Raw genomic sequence first — 16400 nt, 5'->3', positions numbered from 1 at the left:
ACCGGTTATCCGTCATCGGCTTGGTAAGCCTTTACCTCACCAACTACCTGATGGATAGTAGGTCCATCCCAAGGCTGCCTTCCACTTTCCCCTCTCGGGCTTATCAGAGTTTACCTACCGTTTCCAGTAGCTATCTCTGTCCTCGGGGTAGGTCCCTACCTTTTACTCACCCGTTCGCCACTGATTATACTTCCGAAGAAGCATAACCCGTCCGACTTGCATGTGTTACGCACGCCGCCAGCGTTTACCCTGAGCCAGGATCAAACCCTTCATCCTAAACTCTTCAGTCTCCTCTATCTACTTTTCAAAGACCAACTCTCGTTGAGAATCTCTCTACTATATTCACTGTCTCTTCGTTCGCTCCGTAAAGCAAACTCCATTCTCAACAAATCCTCTACGCTTTTTTCATCTGCTCTTTTTCCTTTTCATCCATCAGCGTTGTATATATTACCACATCTCTCTCTACTTTGTCAATTTCTTTTTTATGAACTTATTTGAAAATTATTGTGAATTGATAATTTTGTCCGAATCCTTTATTCGAAAACATTGATCTTGTATTTGAAAAAATGAGGCCTTTAAAACCAGGCCTCATATAAATTTTACGCAATTAGCTTTGTACTTCTTCCATTAATAGTATATTGTTTTTTAACAAAGCTTCTAAATCTTCGACTGTGTATACTTTAAGTGGTTCTATACCGTTAAAGGATGTCGCATATTCATTGGTGTAAGCACCTGTATTTATGAAATATACTATATCATTATAATCAATATCGATTGGTAACTCAATTTCATCGTAGATAGTATCTACACTGTCACAGGTAGGGCCAGCTAAGGTCATAGTTGTTGTCTCGGAATACTCTTTACCTTCCACCAACACTTCATACCTGAAATTTTCAATGGTTTCCATTAAACCGTGAAAAACCCCAGTATCTAAAAACACCCAGTTTTGTGTACCCTTTCTGCCTCTTAAAAGTACTCTTGATGCAATTATTCCAGCATTCCCAACCATAGACCTTCCGGGTTCAGATAAAACTCTTAATCCTTCCACCCAACCAAGATACTCTTTGATCGATTCATTTATTACTTCTCCAATTTCTTCTACTTCCGGAACTGGTTTTGTATGTTTTACTGGAATGCCACCACCTAGATTCAACATTTTTAAATCAATCTTTTGCTTGTGAAGTTTTTCAAAAACCTCGCTGGCATTCAAAATTGCTTCCTTCCACTTGTATTTGTTATATGATTGTGAGCCAACGTGGAAAGATACCCCATAAGGTATTAGGCCTTTTCTTTTTGCATATTTGAGGATTTCTATTAAATGATCGACATCTGTTCCAAATTTACCTGACAGTGGCCAATCCGAATCATTGGAACTCATTGACAATCTTCCATATACTTTCGCACCTGGAGCGTTTCTTGCAATTTTTTCGACTTCCATTTCTGCATCTACTGCAAAATATTCGACTCCATTATCCCAGGCAAATTTTATATCTTTTTCTTTCTTTATGGTATTTCCAAAACTCATTTTATCTGTAGAAATTCCCAACTTCATTAATTTTTCTATTTCCCCTCTTGATGCAACATCAAAAGAAGCTCCTAAATCTCTTAATGTTTCAAGTATGCTAGGATGTGAATTGGCTTTTACCGCATAAAAAATTTCGACATCGTTGATTGAATTTTTGAGCTTGTAATAATTTTCCTTTACATAATTAGTATCTAACACTAAAAAAGGTGTTTCAAGAGTTTTTGCCGCTTCTCTTATGAGTTGCGTTAATTCCAATTTATCCAACCTCCCTAAGTTTTTTTGGATTATACTGCCTTTAGAAACTCTAAAACTTCGTATATAGCGCCCTTTCACCCAATCGTTAAGGGGTAAACCCCTTAAGATCCCCAAGTTCAAAATCAAAGTTTATTTTAAAAAAGCTTTTTGCACAAAACTGCAAAAGGGTTTACCCTTTAAAAATCTAAATCTAATTTTTGAAAACAATTTTATTTCTAAAGTATTTGGTTTTTGGAGAATCCCAATTTCAAAAATCATAAATTTACAATTGAATATTTAATACACAAAAAGTAACGCACAAACATTTATTTAGTTAATATATAATTATGCTAAGTTACATTATTAAATATCCCGAAAGGTATTCACAAAATTCCTTTGTAGTGGTATAATTTAAACGAATAGCAGTTAATAAGCCGAGGTGGCGGAATTGGTAGACGCGTAAGATTCAGGATCTTATGGGCTTTTAGTCCGTGCGGGTTCAAGTCCCGCCCTCGGCACCATCCACCTTTTTTAAGAAAAGGTGGTTTTTTTTATTTTATGATTGAATTTTGATATAATTTAAATAATTGTCGGAAAATCAAAAGGAGGTCCATTGTATTAATGAGAAGCGTTTTTAGAGATTTTACTGATTATTTTTTTGAAATATTAACTTATCCAAAAGAAAAGTGGAATTTATTTTGGCAGGATTACAAGAGAACTTTAGATTTTATAAATCTTTATCAAGAAAAAAAAGGTATCAAAGAAGATGAGATTGTTGAAAAATTTAAAAAAATTGGAAGAAGGGAACTTGACAAGGCTTTTTGGTACAAGCAAGAAATTATAAAAGATTTAAAAGCTGATATCATCAAGGATCTGACAAAATCCTCTGAAAAGTTTCAACTTGACAGGGGAGATTATGCGGTTTATTTAACTGTATTTATGGGTGAGAGCCCTTACGAATTTTTAGAATCATTCAAAGGAACAATAATTGGTGTAGATATACTTTATTTTTATTTCAACAGGGATAAGATCGATCCAAAAAGCTTAATAGAAGAAGCAATAATGGAATTCATTAATTCTACAACACCCAATAAGAAAAAAGCCGACTTTTGGATTTTATACGATAAGATAAAAACTATTATCAGTGAAAAAAATTATAACGATAAGCAGAGTATTTTAAAATTAATTTCTCAATTGTTAGCTGAAAGGATACCTTATTATAATTGGGTAGGTTTTTATCTAGTCGATGAGAGAGATGGTAATTCGCTTGTATTAGGACCTTTTGTTGGAGAGTCAACAGAACACACAAAAATAAAGTTTGGACAAGGAATCTGTGGACAAGCGGCGAGTACAAAAGCAACTTTCGTTGTTGATGATGTTAGCAAAGAAGAGAACTATCTTTCATGCAGCCCAAAAACACAGGCGGAAATTGTTGTTCCCATATTTGATAAAAAGGGAAATATTGTTGGTGAAATAGATATTGATAGTCACGAAAAAGCCCCTTTTAATCAAGATGATCGATCATTTTTGGAGGCTATTGCAAAACTACTTTCTGAAAGATTTTGGTAAATAAGGTGATTATGTGAATCTAGATAAAATTAAAGAAATTTTTAAAGATTATTCTCCAAAACCTATAGGAGTAGAAAAATGCTTTTCTGTATTGATTTCTTTGATACAAAAAGACAACTCTTTACACCTTTTATACGAATTGAGATCAAAAACTTTAGTGAGACAACCTGGAGAAGTTTCTTTCCCTGGAGGAGAAATTGAGGCCAACGAAACTCCAAAAAATGCAGCCATTAGAGAAAGTTGTGAAGAATTGAATTTACAACCAAATAACGTAGAAATATTGGGAGCTGCGGATTATCTCCTCACTCCCTTTAATTATTTAATATATTCATATGTTGGTTTTTTGAATATAAACGTCAACACAATAAAACCTAATGAAGAAGTGGAAGAAGTATTTACTGTACCTTTAGAATATTTCTTAGCTCATGAACCTTTAGTTCATAACACTTATCTTACAAACGAAATAGATGAAGGTTTCCCTTATGATCTTATCCCTAATGGAAAAGATTATAACTGGAGAGTTGGTAAATACCCTGTTTATTTCTATGTTTACGAAGATAGAATTATTTGGGGCATCACCGCCAGATTAACGTACGAGTTTATTAAGAAATTGAGACATTGACTATTCAATTACAGAGTATAAAAGTTAAATCATTTACATTTGTGCCGGTAGGACCTGTTATAACTAGACCGTCAACACTTTGTAGGGCATGATATGAGTCGTTGTTATTTAATACCTTTTCAACATCTATTCCTTTCTCTTGTAATCTGTTAACCGTTTCTCCATCAACTATTCCACCGGCCGCATCCGTTGGGCCATCAGTTCCGTCTGTTCCTACTGAAGCTATTAAAACTTCTTGATACCCCTTAATACCTTGAGCTGCGGATAAAACGAGCTCTTGATTCCTTCCTCCCTTACCATTTCCTCTAACATGAACTACCGTTTCTCCTCCTAAAATTATTGCACAAGGAGTGTTTAAAGGTCTTTCTCTTTCTTTTTCCTCTCTAACTATGGCAGCTAAAAATGAGCCAGCTTCTTTTGCTTCACAGTCCAGGGTAGTTGTTAAAATCATAGTGTTGTATCCTAAATTCTGAGCAATTTTGACAGCACTTTCACAAACCTTAGTTACACTACCAATAATCCTTGTTTCAACGTTATCTAGATGTTTTGGAGTCTCATTTTTTAGGGCATGTAAGATCTTTTCTGAAAGTTGTAAGTCATATTTTTTTATTATTTTTTCCACATCTTCGAGGGTGGTAGAATCAGGGTATGCAGGACCAGATGCTATGCTATCCAATCTATCCCCTAACACATCAGATAGAACAAGAGAATATATTTTGGCAGGCTCAACTAACTTCGCAAAATTCCCTCCTTTAACTCGAGAGAGATGCTTTCTCACCGTATTTATTTCCACTATATTTGCTCCAGATTTTAACAACATATCTGTTACATTTTTTATGTCTTCTAAAGTAACACCCTCAACTGGAATTTCAAAAAGGGCTGATCCTCCTCCAGAAACAAGAAATAGTACAACATCGTTTTCGCGTAAATTTTGTACCAATTCTATAGCTTTCTTTGTAGATTTTATAGCATTCTCATCTGGAATAGGGTGACCCGCTTCATATATTTGTAGGCTTTCTATTGTACCTTGAGAATGTCCATATTTTGTTATAACTATTCCATCTTTTACCTTATCCTTTAAAAAATCTTTTGCTGATTTAGCCATCCTCCAAGCAGCTTTTCCTATAGCAACTATGTGAATATTATCTTCTAAACTCATTTTCTCAAGTTCTTGTTGAACAGCTTTTTCTGGTAAAACAGAATCTATTGAATTTTTTATTATCCTAAAGGCATCTTCACGTAAATTTTTCAAACAATCAACTCCTTACAAAATTATTAAACTCATAATCCATATAATAATTGCCGCCGAGACTCCTTCCACCAAAGTTCCCAGCGTTTGAAGTTTATAAGCTTGATTGACACTCATTCTTGAAAATTGTGAAACAACCCAGAAATAACTATCGTTAGCATGAGATACCACCATGGATCCAGCTCCAATTGCAACAACAGACAACGCTATTGCAGCAGGTGTGGTCAAACCTAGAGAGTTCATCAATGGAGCCATTAAAGAAGCAGTAGTTATTATAGCAACAGTTGAAGAACCTTGGGCAGATTTAATCGCTGCAGCTACGATAAATGGTAGCCAAATACCCAAATTAGCTGTTGCTAAACCTTCTCCTAATACATCTGCAATTCCTGAATTTTGTAAAACTTTTCCAAATGCACCACCAGCTCCCGTTATCAAAATAATAGATGCAGCATTCATCAACCCTTCACCTACCCAACCACTTGAAGAAAGCATCTTTTTATCTAATTTTTTAGGTAAAGTGAAAGCTATTAAAACTCCAATTAAAAGAGCGATTACCGGATTACCAACGAACCCAAAAAAGCTTCTAACAGCGCTATCCCCAAAAGGTCTGGTTGGGAAATCAGAAATTGATTTTAAAAGAATCAATATGATAGGCACAACTATGGGCATGAAAGAATTAAAAGTCGAAGGAGCTTTCTTAGTTCTTTCCTCTATCTCGACATCGCTTAATTCTGGTTCGGGTTCAATATATATTCTTTTGCCCATTATATTGGCATATAATACGCCTATGAGCATGGCAGGAATAGAAACTATCAACCCAATCAATATAACCATCCCCAAATCCGCACCTAAGATCCCAGCGGCTGCTATGGGTCCTGGGGTAGGTGGAACCATCGTATGTGTAGCATATAATCCAAGACTCAGGGCAAGACCAGTAGCTGCAAGGGAGAACTTTGCCCTCTTCGTAACAGCCCTATTTAAAGGAGAAAGGATTACAAATCCAGAGTCACAAAAAACAGGTATGGAAACTATATAACCTATTATAGCCATAGCCAACGGAACTCTCTTTTCCCCAGTTAATTTTAAAGTAGCTTCAGCCATCTTAAAAGCACCACCAGACTTTTCAAGGAAAGTACCGATTATCGTACCAGCAGCGATCACTATGCCTATACTTCCAAGCGTTCCTCCAAAACCACCGGTAATTGAATCAACTATTTCCGTCAAACTCATTCCAGAAAAAATACCGAACAAAACAGCAGTGAACAACAAAACTAAGAAAGGGTGCAGAGTTAACCTTGCAGTTGCAAAAATTATAAAAATAACAGATAAAACCAACAAAATGATCAGCCATATACCCATTAGTAATACCCCCTTAATATTAATATCTTTCTTTTTCCAAATACATTCTTTTATCGGCTATTTCAATGGCTTTCTCAATATCAGGAGCTTCTTTCGGAACAAGACAGTAACCTGTACTTATAGAAGATATTATCAATATATCGTTGAACGTTATTGGAGTTTTAACTGTTGATTTGATCCTTTGTATTATTATATCAATACTATTGTTCTCAGTTATTTCATTTATTATTATAACAAATTCGTCTCCTCCGTACCTAAAGATTAAATCATCAGATTTAATAGAATTTTGAATTCTCTTTGTAAGAATTTTTAAAGCTTGATCCCCTATGGTGTGACCAAAATTATCGTTAATCTTTTTAAAATTGTCAAAGTCCAGAAAAATAACCGCCTTTTTTGAAGTATTGGATTTATGTTGAGAGATATATTTTTCAAGGGCTTTTCTATTATACACTTGGGTTAGTATATCTAAATCTGAACTTAGAAACTGTTCGTTCACAGAAAAAACAGTTTTTAAGACTCTATCTATATCTTCTAAAAAGTAATTTATTAATTCTTTTTCAAATGGCGATACCTTTACTTGCTTAAACCAATCAACATTCAAAACACCTATTATTTCATTTTTTACCATAATCGGTATGCCTAACCAAGACTTAGACAGGCTATGCTTTTGATTCCACAAGTTATTCTTTTTAGTGTCCTTTATGAAAAGTATTTTTTTTGTATCAATTACTTCTTTTATATGTTCCCCGTTAATCTGTATTTCTGAGGCTAATTCCTCTAAAGGGAGAAAGTCTAAATTCTTCGACCAGAATAAAAATCTCCATTCATCGTTATCGGGAGTCAATAAAAAACTCCAAGAATCGGCTTTTAAAAAGAGTGGTAACTTTTCAATGATAGATTCAAGTGCACAATCCTTTTCAACCTCGTTTTCTAAACAGGTAATAGCCGTTTCAAAAAGAGAACTTTTAAAGCGTTCCCTTATAACTTTTTTTGGATCAGGAGGGATGAAAGCAGGTGGTTTATCTTTTTCATTAACAATTCTTCGAACATAGATAGCGGTTTTTATCCCCGTGTAGAAAACATAGACCAATATAAACAAAAGTACAATAGAAATGATAATTATATATACCATACAATCTCCCTCAACCACCAATTATAGTATAAATTTTTTTACCTTAACATTATATCACGATTCTATCCAAAGGGGTAGAATTGCCGTTTTTTATAGCTTATTATAATCCACTACAGCGAAAGTCCAGAGTTTGTAGTTTGAGCTTTTTATCCATTCAGCAGTTATGGGCATAGCAAATTCCGGAGCCAATCTCCCATTTAATATCCAGTATTTCGACTCTTCGTTGTTATATATACCTGGATTTACCAAAATCTTGAGCTTTAAAGCAGTATCTACTATATCCACAAAATCTATTGTTTCTTCATTCTGAAGGAGATTTTTTATCTCTTCTAAAATTTTTTTAGAGGGTAAAGGTTTAACATTAATCAGAGCAATATTTTTTGAAAGAGGGCCGATGATTTTAACGTTTGCGATCTCTCTTTGAACATCGTAAAAATCAAGCACATCGTGAATCACTTCGTTGGCAATGATATCTGCTCTTGAATGATAATCTCTATTTACAGACATTTTTAATAAATGCTTGTACTTACATCCCTCTCGTATTTTATTCTCCCCAATTTTTGGTATCGTTATATTATAGTACTTTAAAATCTCCTGGATTTCTTCTTTGTTCAAATTTAAAAGGGGAGAGTATATTCCGTCAAAAAACTTAATCCCAGTATTACCCCATGAATCAGATAAGTTTGCACCTGAAGCGACTATTCCCTTATAAGAAAACTGCTTTACCTTTTGGATTTTTACAACCCTTGTACATTGATTACAATTTGGACCATGGTACATTATCTCTTCCTGTTCTTCTTCACCACGTGAAAAAAACAATTTTAAACCCAACTGTTTGGATAAGGTTAAAACGGCCTCTAATCCTTTTGAGTAAGAATAACCTCCAAAGCAAACGTTCACCAAAGTAATCTTACTTTGGGGCAAAATATCTTTTGCAAGCAATGCCACAACAGTACTGTCCATACCTCCAGAAAAAGCTATATACAAATGTTTGTTACCTATTATCTCTTTCATTTCCTTTTTTATAGAATCTATTTTTTCTTCAATCGTTGTTGTCATTTCCCTCTCCCGTTTATATCCTAATTCTTTCTCTTTTAAGAAAAAGTTTGAACTGCTCAAAGGGTAAAGGCTTACTAAAATAATAACCTTGTACCTCGTAGCACCCTTCCTTTTGAAGAAACAATAACTGTTCTTTATTTTCTACACCTTCTGCAATAACTTCAAATCCTAAGCTTTTAGACATTGAAATAATACTTGATACTAACCTTTGAGACGTCTCGTCATGTAAAATATTATCAATAAAACTTTTATCTATTTTTATCTTATCAATATCCAATTTATTTAAATAGGAAAGAGAAGAAAATCCTGTTCCAAAATCATCAAGGGCTATCTTTAATCCTATTTCTTTCAAAGCTTCTACTTTTTTCTGAGCCAAATAAAAATCTTCAATGAATAGATCTTCTATAAGTTCCACTCCTAAGTAAGAAGGGTTTAAATTATATCTATGCAACATACTTTCAATGCTATATAAAAAATCCTCTCTTTCAAAAAATGATTTTGAGACATTGAAAAAAATCCTTATGTTTTTATTCAATGATTCGTTTATAGCGCCAACACTCTTCACTGCTTCTTCTAAAACAAATTGATCGATCCTCTCCATGAGTGCTTTCTTTTTAGCAATACCTAAAAATACGTTTGGAGACAAAATGGAACCATCCGCTTTTTGCAGTCTAATTAAAGCCTCGGCACCTATTATATTCATCTCTTTTGTGTCTATTTGCGGCTGAAAGTACATCAATAGTCCATTATTATCTAATGCTAAATTTATCTCATCTTCGACTTTCTTTTCAAATCCAAAAATTTTCGATAATTCGGGTGAATAAAAATTGATAGATTGTCTCATTGAATTTTTTAAAGCCATTTCAGCCTGATTTATTAAATCTTCAGGATTTGTTGAATCTACTGGATAGTTACTTATACCTATCTTTACTTTCAAAAAAATTCTTTCGCCAAATATTTGAACAGGTGTTGATAACTTATTTAAAAGGTTGGTTGCGAGACTTTCTAACTCATCTATACCTTCAAAAGCTCCAAAAAAAGCAAACTCATCTTTCGAAATTACTGAAACAAAGTATCGTTTGCCAGCAATTTCGGTAATTTTCTTTACTACCTCTTTTATAACGCAATTCATCGTTTCTAAACCATAAAGATCAATTAACTCATGTAAATCATCAATTTTCACTACTAAAATGGCAAATTTATTTTCTTCTGAATTTTTTTGCAGAACTTTTTCTATTCTTTCCATTAATCCTTTCATGTTTGGTAACCCTGTCAAAGAATCATGCTTCATCACTCTCAATATTTCTTCTTCTTTTTTAACCCTACTAGTAATATCAGTATTAATAACCATATAACCTATTACTTTGTTGTTGTATCCTTTAATTTCGAAGAAATTTGAATAACAGACTAACGTTTCACCATTCTTTTTTCTGTCTATTAATCTCCCGCTCCAAAATCCCTTTGATTTAAGTTCGTGCCACATCTGCTCATAAAAATTCTTATCATGCATATTTGAAGCCCAAAAGTGAGGATTTTGCCCTATAACCTCATCAAGAGTATAGCCAGTCATTTCCAAAAAAGCTTTGTTTACCCTTACTACTTTGTTATTTTTATCAGTTATAACTATAGCCTGAGATGGAGTGTCAAACATCTCTTTTGGAAAAAGTGTATCTGGGCTCATCAATCCAAAGTTTTGATCAGGATTGCGAACCAAAATGTATAAAACATCTTTATCATACTTTCTTTTTCTCTTTCCGATTAAATCAAAGGTATTAAAACCTTCTTTATTCCTTTTCAGAGAAACTCTCAACGTCCACTCAGTCTCGTATTCACTGTTATAAACTTTATCGGTTAACTTTTGAACATCTTCTTCTTTTATAAGAGCTAATAATTCATCTAGATTATTGGGAAGTTCGTTTTTCCCAACACCAGTTATTTGTTTCAAATTTTCTGAATACAAGATCTTCCTATTTGACAGATCTATTCGCATTATTGCTCCTGTATACATCTCTGAGGCGGACTCATACATATCTAATAATTCTTTAACTGCCTTTTCATCAATATCCATACTAACCTCTTTTTTTGAAAATTATTTTTTGTGAACCTTTTATAGTAATAGATAATTAAAATTTGTATGATAAAATATACTCTGATTATATTATATTCTTTTTAATTTAAATATAAATAAAAATAAAAATTTAAAAAGTATTTCTTTAATTTACAGAAAATACCAAAAGAGGTGATCAATGTTGATGAAAATTAAAAAAGAAAACTCTATATTTAATTTTTCTAAAACAAATACTCCTATAGCTAAAGTTAAACCCAAAGAAAAAATCTGCATAGAGACAAAAGATGCTTTAAGTGATGAAATAAGATCTGAGAACCAGCCTTTCGAGTCAATAAACTGGGAAAAAGTTAATCCAGCTACAGGTCCTCTTTTCATTGAAGGGGCAAAAGAGGGAGACATTTTAGAAGTTAATATAGAAAATATAAAAATAACTCGAGATTACGGTGTAATGTTGACGGGCAAAGATATGGGAGTTTTAGGAGATGCTTTTGAACGAAGTTTTATAAAAATAGTGCCAATAAAGGAAAACAAAGCTTTTCTATACGACTACGAAATCCCTTTAAAACCTATGATAGGGGTTATTGGTACCGCTCCTAAAGAAGGAAGTATCCCTTGTGGTACACCTGGAGAGCATGGTGGAAACATGGATTGTAATATCATTGGAGAAGGAACTACCGTGTACCTACCTGTACATGTTGAAGGAGCTTTATTTGCTTTAGGCGATTTACATGCCGCTATGGGCGATGGAGAAGTTTGCGTAACAGGTGTCGAAATTCCGGCTGAAGTATTCGTTTCATTCAATATAATAAAAGACAAGGATTGGAAATTGCCTATGGTGAAAACTGAAAAAAATATTTATACATTAGCTTCCAAGCCATCTTTAGATGAAGCTTCCATTACAGCTACAAAAAATATGGTGCATTTTTTGTGCCAAGAATATAAATTGAGTAAAGAAAAAGCTATGTTCTTGCTTAGCGCTATTGGAAATCTTCAGATTTGCCAAGTGGTTGATCCTTTAAAAACTGTAAGAATGGAACTACCGTTAGAATTCCTAAAATAGATATTTTCAGCAATAAAAGGAGAGTAAGTTTGTGACGGCACTTATAAACTTCGTAATAATAGCAACCATAGGAAACATATCTAAAAGATTTTTACCTGAAAATACGGGTGATATTCTAACAACTTTGATAATCAATTTTACACTTCCCATGACTGTATTCATAGGTATAACTTCATCTCAAATAGATTTATCCAAATTATTTTTTGTTCTGATAGGTTTTTTAGGTGGTTTGCTGATTTTTTGGGGTGGAAAATTTTTATTAAGAACTTTAAAAATCGAAGATGTAAAAATAAGTACAGTAATACTATTAGCTTTTTGTGGATTGAATATTGGCCTTTTCATGTACCCTTTGGCAGAAATGTTATGGGGCATTGAATCCATAACTTACTTTGCACTTTACGACTTAGGAAACAGTTTTATCGTATTTGGAGTTGGCAAGTCTGTTGCTGAAGGGAAAGGAGGCAAGTTCCACATTGTAGATCTGTTTGAATTTCCTCCTTTTATAGCTTTAATTTTAGCATTTCTCCTAAACGGCGTTAATTTACCTGAATTCGTACTTTCACCTATGATGGTTATAAAAGATGCCAATAATTTTTTGATAATGTTTTTAGTAGGATTTTATTTCAATATAGTATCTCTAAAAGCTCACAGAAGGATCTTAACGATTTCTGTAACCACAAAGTATTTATTGGGGCTTATAGTTTCGTTATTCACTTTACTAATCCCTGTAAGTACAGAACTGCAAAGAATTTCTCTTTTTCTTTCCCCATTGCTACCAAGTGCAATGATGGCGATCGTTTATTCGGTAAAAAACAACTATGACTCCGAACTCGCTAGCAGTTTCGTGAGTCTGACAACTCTTATTTCTTTCATAATTGTATTTGTTGTAACAGCGATAATGGGGTTTTGATAAACTCTTGTCATTTTTTAAAACAATTATTGTTCACAATTTTCTACCTTATAGGGACTCGGATTAAATCACCGACGTCCAGGGAATTATACTCCTTCAAAATAATTTTTTGATTTGGATTAGCACTTTCAATTAAACAACCATCTTCAAGATTTACTATTTGATCCAATAATACTTTAGTATTTTCACCTTTTTTGGTTACAATCTCTAATTCTTCACCCTTTTCTATCTTATTCCTGACATCAACAACATATTGATCTTCAGATATCTTTTCTATAATTTTCCCCACAAATTTGTAATTTCTAATGTAGGACGAAGTCTTATAATTTTGGGAGTTTTCATCTGGTTTATGAAAATAAAAACCTGATGTGTACTCTCTGTGACTAACACTTTCGAGTTCTTTTTTTAAGCAATCGATAAGTTCTTTAGTGTATTCTTTGTTGTAATAACTATCTATTGCTTGCCTGTATACTTTAGTCGTCATTCCTGCATAATAACTACTTTTCATCCTTCCTTCTATCTTTAAACTATCAACCCCGGTTTCGATTATTTTGTCGAGAAAATCAACAGTACAAAGGTCTTTAGAATTCATAATGTAAGTTCCTCTTTCATCTTCAAACACAGGAAAATATTCCCCAGGTCTTTTTTCTTCCATTAGATAGTATTTCCATCTACAGGGCTGTGTACATTGGCCTCTGTTGGCATCTCGTCCCGTTAAGTAATTACTTAATAGACATCTGCCTGAAATAGATACACACATCGCTCCATGGATGAATACTTCAATTTCTATATCTGGAACTTTTTCTCTGATTTCTGATATTTCTCTTAATGAAAGTTCTCTTGCCAATATGACCCTCTTAGCCCCTAGATCTCTCCACATGGAAACACTAGCCCAATTGGTGTTACTTGCTTGAGTGCTTACGATCAAAGGTAAGTTTGATATTCTTTTAACAATATTAAATACACCCAAATCCGCAACTATTACCCCATCAACATTTAAACTTTCCAAATAATTTACATAATCAGGTAAGAGTTCCAATTCAGAATTGTGGGGTATTGCATTGAGAGTTACAAAGAGTTTCTTTTGTAATTTTCTAGCCAATTTTACCGCCTTTTCCAATTCTTCATCTTCAAAATTTTTGGAAAATGCCCTTAAATTTAGAATTTTTCCACCAATGTATGCGGCATCGGCACCATAGTGATATACAGTTTCCAATTTTTCGTAGTTTCCTGCAGGGGATAACAACTCAACTTTTTTCATGGCAATAAAAAGTTCACCTCGAATAAATAAGATATCAAAAACGTCTCAAATTCTTCCTCACCATTCTTCAAAGATTTCCATTTCAATTCAAAATCTCCTATCCTGGTATCAAACAAGAAACGAAAAATATTGCTGTTGATCATACCTTTTGAGTTCGTTCCATGATCCCAGATATAACTGAAGTAACCTTTTTCAAAGGCTAAGGTTAAATCAACACTATTAATTTTGGAATCCTCTCCATACTTGAAACCAAAAGGATAGTCAAAAAAAATTCTGGCACCAGGGTCGGAAGATAGAGCTATAGTTCTGTAGTATAAATTATCGTAGGGATACTCACTTGAAAAAAAGTTATCTTGTACTTCGTATCTTTCAACACCAATTTTAAATTTAGCACCTTCACAATCAAAAATCTTCGAAAGTCCTAAACCATAACCACTGCTATTTGTGTCATAATTAAACGCATACTCAGTATCTATATTTATATCCCAAAAAGGGATAATCTTCATATACCCACCATATACACCCACATCTGATTTTATAAACACATTTACAGGATTAGGCAACTCTCCCGCCACCTGATTCAATGAGCTTATTCCCAAATAAAGTTTTTCGTTTGGATTATAATTCAAACCATTGTAAAAAGCATTTCTAAAGGCAATAAACTCGTCATCCATCGCAGCATACTCTTCTTTTGAAAGCAAAGGCACCATAGATAAAACAGAGAAATCGTAATCGAATTCATCATTAAAAGAATAAGAAATAACCAAAGTGTCATAATAAGGAGAGTTATCTGATAAGACGAGGTTGTATTTCATAGGACCGTATGAAAGAGGAACCCTTCCCACCAAAAAGCTAAGATCTTCTTTATTGTAAGATAAATAAGAATAAGTGGGAAAATCCAAAGAGATATAAATCAAAGATGGCAGGTTGAAAAGGTTGTAATTTTCATATGTAAAGTAGGATGTATCACCCAATCTGAAATCAGCGATGAACTGTGCATAAAAATAATCGCTATAATAGTTTTTGATTCCAAATGTGAATAAATTTCCGTTTTCTAAAACAAAATCCCTGAATAAGACTTCGTTTATATCTGTGCTTCTATACCAGCCTCCAGATAGGTTAAAATTATACATGATTCTATCTTCGTATTTTAAATCCATTGAAAAGTGTATATAATTTTCAAACCCTTCTGGAGTGTTTTTTAAATCTCCATAAATAGGGTATTTTAAATAGACTTCCCCTAACTTTTTAAAATAGTATCCGGAATCATTTTCTGTTAACAGATTGGCAGATGAGAAACTAAATACCGTCAACAAAATGGTTATTAAAAAAAAATAAAGTTTTTTCATTTAGTATCACTTGATTTTTATCACAAAATATTCCCAAAAGTTTCTAATATAAACAACTATCGGAAGGGCGATAAGAATGCCTAAAAAGCTGAATAACTCACCGAATAAAAGTATGGATATTATTATTACAAACCAATGCAAGTTGAGAGCATTGCTTTGTATTTTCGGATGCAAGAACCACATTTCTAACTGATTGGCAGCGGTTAAAATTACTAAACCTATTATTAGGCCGATTAACCCGTTTTCGGTGAAAGCTAACATCAACAAAGGAACTGCCGAAATAACTACTCCTAAATAGGGTATAAAATCTGTGATCCAAGCTAGGATACCTAAAAAAAGTGCACTTGGTATACCAAAGATGAAAGACGTTAACCCAATGAAAGTTCCTACCATTATAGCTGTCAAAAATTGACCATGTACAAATCTTTCAAACTGTGAGTATGTATCCTTCATAAATTTCAAACCCTTCTCTCTGTCGTTTACAGGGTAGAGTTTCCACAAATTATTCTTCGTGATTGTTTTTAATGAACCTATTGCCGCAGTTGTTACCACCAAGACAATTGCTGAAGTTATCAAATTGGGAATGGATGATAAAAGCTGGTTCATCAAACCTAAGGCAAAATCAGAAAGATTTTTGTTCAAATCGTTGATAAAAGTAACCAACCATTCGGGTAGTTGAGCTAGTGCTTCTTCTTGTGGAATTGTTAAAGAGGAAAGCATAGAAAATAGTTTATTGCCTTCATTAATCACAACGGGGAAAAATGTGATCGCCGCATATAAGATCAATCCTAAGACAAGTATGTGAGATAAAATGGCAGATAATTTAGAATTCATAACCTTAGAAAACAAATTTTGTGGTGCTTCTATGAGCATAGACAAAAAAACACCCAAAATCAACGCTGCAATAATAAAAGGAGAAAAATGAGCCAAAAACAGAAATACAACTAAATATATTAGTGACAACCAACCACCTTGTGACAACAATATTTTCACCATCCATATT

The 16400-nt window shown here is 33.4% G+C and carries 13 protein-coding genes, 1 tRNA gene and 1 rRNA gene; 5 read left to right on the top strand and 10 right to left on the bottom strand.

The features are described from left to right. A 16S ribosomal RNA gene (locus tag ACW9JY_RS06255) occupies positions 1–276 on the bottom strand; the annotation flags it as partial. Between the two features lie 331 nt (positions 277–607). After that, a complete protein-coding gene (locus tag ACW9JY_RS06250; RefSeq protein WP_103077806.1) occupies positions 608–1780 on the bottom strand; it encodes a type III PLP-dependent enzyme in 1173 nt (390 codons plus the stop codon). Between the two features lie 412 nt (positions 1781–2192). On the opposite strand from ACW9JY_RS06250, the gene ACW9JY_RS06245 reads away from it, so the two are divergent. The 3 genes from ACW9JY_RS06245 (at position 2193) to ACW9JY_RS06235 (ending at position 3950) form a co-directional block, all read left to right on the top strand. Next, a tRNA-Leu gene (locus ACW9JY_RS06245) sits at positions 2193–2280 on the top strand. Between the two features lie 100 nt (positions 2281–2380). After that, positions 2381–3328: a GAF domain-containing protein gene (locus tag ACW9JY_RS06240; RefSeq protein ID WP_457283738.1), complete on the top strand. Its 948-nt coding sequence runs from the start codon at positions 2381–2383 to the stop codon at positions 3326–3328. A gap of 13 nt (positions 3329–3341) precedes the next feature. After that, positions 3342–3950, top strand: a complete 609-nt coding sequence (locus ACW9JY_RS06235) for an NUDIX hydrolase (RefSeq protein WP_457283737.1) — start codon at positions 3342–3344, stop codon at positions 3948–3950. A gap of 4 nt (positions 3951–3954) precedes the next feature. Here the strand turns inward: ACW9JY_RS06235 and ACW9JY_RS06230 are convergent, their stop codons facing one another. The 5 genes from ACW9JY_RS06230 to ACW9JY_RS06210 all read right to left on the bottom strand — a co-directional run bounded on the left by ACW9JY_RS06230 (position 3955) and on the right by ACW9JY_RS06210 (position 10817). Further along, positions 3955–5202, bottom strand: coding sequence for a glycerate kinase type-2 family protein (locus ACW9JY_RS06230; RefSeq protein ID WP_457283736.1), 1248 nt, complete (start codon positions 5200–5202; stop codon positions 3955–3957). A 12-nt stretch (positions 5203–5214) separates the two neighbouring features. Then, positions 5215–6558 carry a GntP family permease gene (locus tag ACW9JY_RS06225; protein WP_457283735.1) on the bottom strand — a complete coding sequence of 448 codons (1344 nt, stop codon included), beginning with the start codon at positions 6556–6558 and terminating at the stop codon, positions 5215–5217. A 19-nt stretch (positions 6559–6577) separates the two neighbouring features. Continuing rightward, positions 6578–7690: a diguanylate cyclase domain-containing protein gene (locus ACW9JY_RS06220; protein WP_457283734.1), complete on the bottom strand. Its 1113-nt coding sequence runs from the start codon at positions 7688–7690 to the stop codon at positions 6578–6580. A 90-nt stretch (positions 7691–7780) separates the two neighbouring features. After that, on the bottom strand, positions 7781–8749 hold the full coding sequence (locus ACW9JY_RS06215) for an ExsB family protein (protein ID WP_457283733.1): 969 nt from the start codon (positions 8747–8749) through the stop codon (positions 7781–7783). 13 nt (positions 8750–8762) lie between these two features. Beyond that, positions 8763–10817, bottom strand: coding sequence for a sensor domain-containing protein (locus ACW9JY_RS06210; protein WP_457283732.1), 2055 nt, complete (start codon positions 10815–10817; stop codon positions 8763–8765). Between the two features lie 181 nt (positions 10818–10998). Between ACW9JY_RS06210 and ACW9JY_RS06205 the strand changes: the two genes are divergently transcribed. Both ACW9JY_RS06205 and ACW9JY_RS06200 read left to right on the top strand, forming a co-directional pair. Further along, complete coding sequence (locus tag ACW9JY_RS06205; RefSeq protein WP_457283739.1) at positions 10999–11877, top strand: acetamidase/formamidase family protein; 879 nt, start codon at positions 10999–11001, stop codon at positions 11875–11877. Between the two features lie 31 nt (positions 11878–11908). Then, entirely contained in the window at positions 11909–12787 is an 879-nt protein-coding gene (locus ACW9JY_RS06200) for an AEC family transporter (RefSeq protein WP_103077799.1), read from the top strand. 43 nt (positions 12788–12830) lie between these two features. On the opposite strand, the gene ACW9JY_RS06195 is transcribed toward ACW9JY_RS06200, so the two are convergent. From ACW9JY_RS06195 to ACW9JY_RS06185, 3 genes are read right to left on the bottom strand one after another with little or no spacing between them, the layout of a single operon-like run. Further along, a complete protein-coding gene (locus ACW9JY_RS06195) occupies positions 12831–14048 on the bottom strand; it encodes a peptidase U32 family protein (RefSeq protein ID WP_457283731.1) in 1218 nt (405 codons plus the stop codon). Then, the gene (locus ACW9JY_RS06190) at positions 14045–15397 is read right to left on the bottom strand and encodes a hypothetical protein (RefSeq protein WP_457283730.1); all 1353 of its coding nucleotides are present in this window, start codon (positions 15395–15397) and stop codon (positions 14045–14047) included. Before ACW9JY_RS06190 ends, ACW9JY_RS06195 begins: the two co-directional genes overlap by 4 nt. A 6-nt stretch (positions 15398–15403) precedes the next feature. Then, positions 15404–16393, bottom strand: a complete 990-nt coding sequence (locus tag ACW9JY_RS06185) for an AI-2E family transporter (protein WP_457283729.1) — start codon at positions 16391–16393, stop codon at positions 15404–15406. Between the last annotated feature and the right edge of the window lie 7 nt (positions 16394–16400).

The organism is Petrotoga sp. DB-2 (assembly GCF_054051725.1).
Note: the sequence above shows the minus strand (reverse complement) of the source record. Positions and strands in the feature narration are given on the sequence as shown.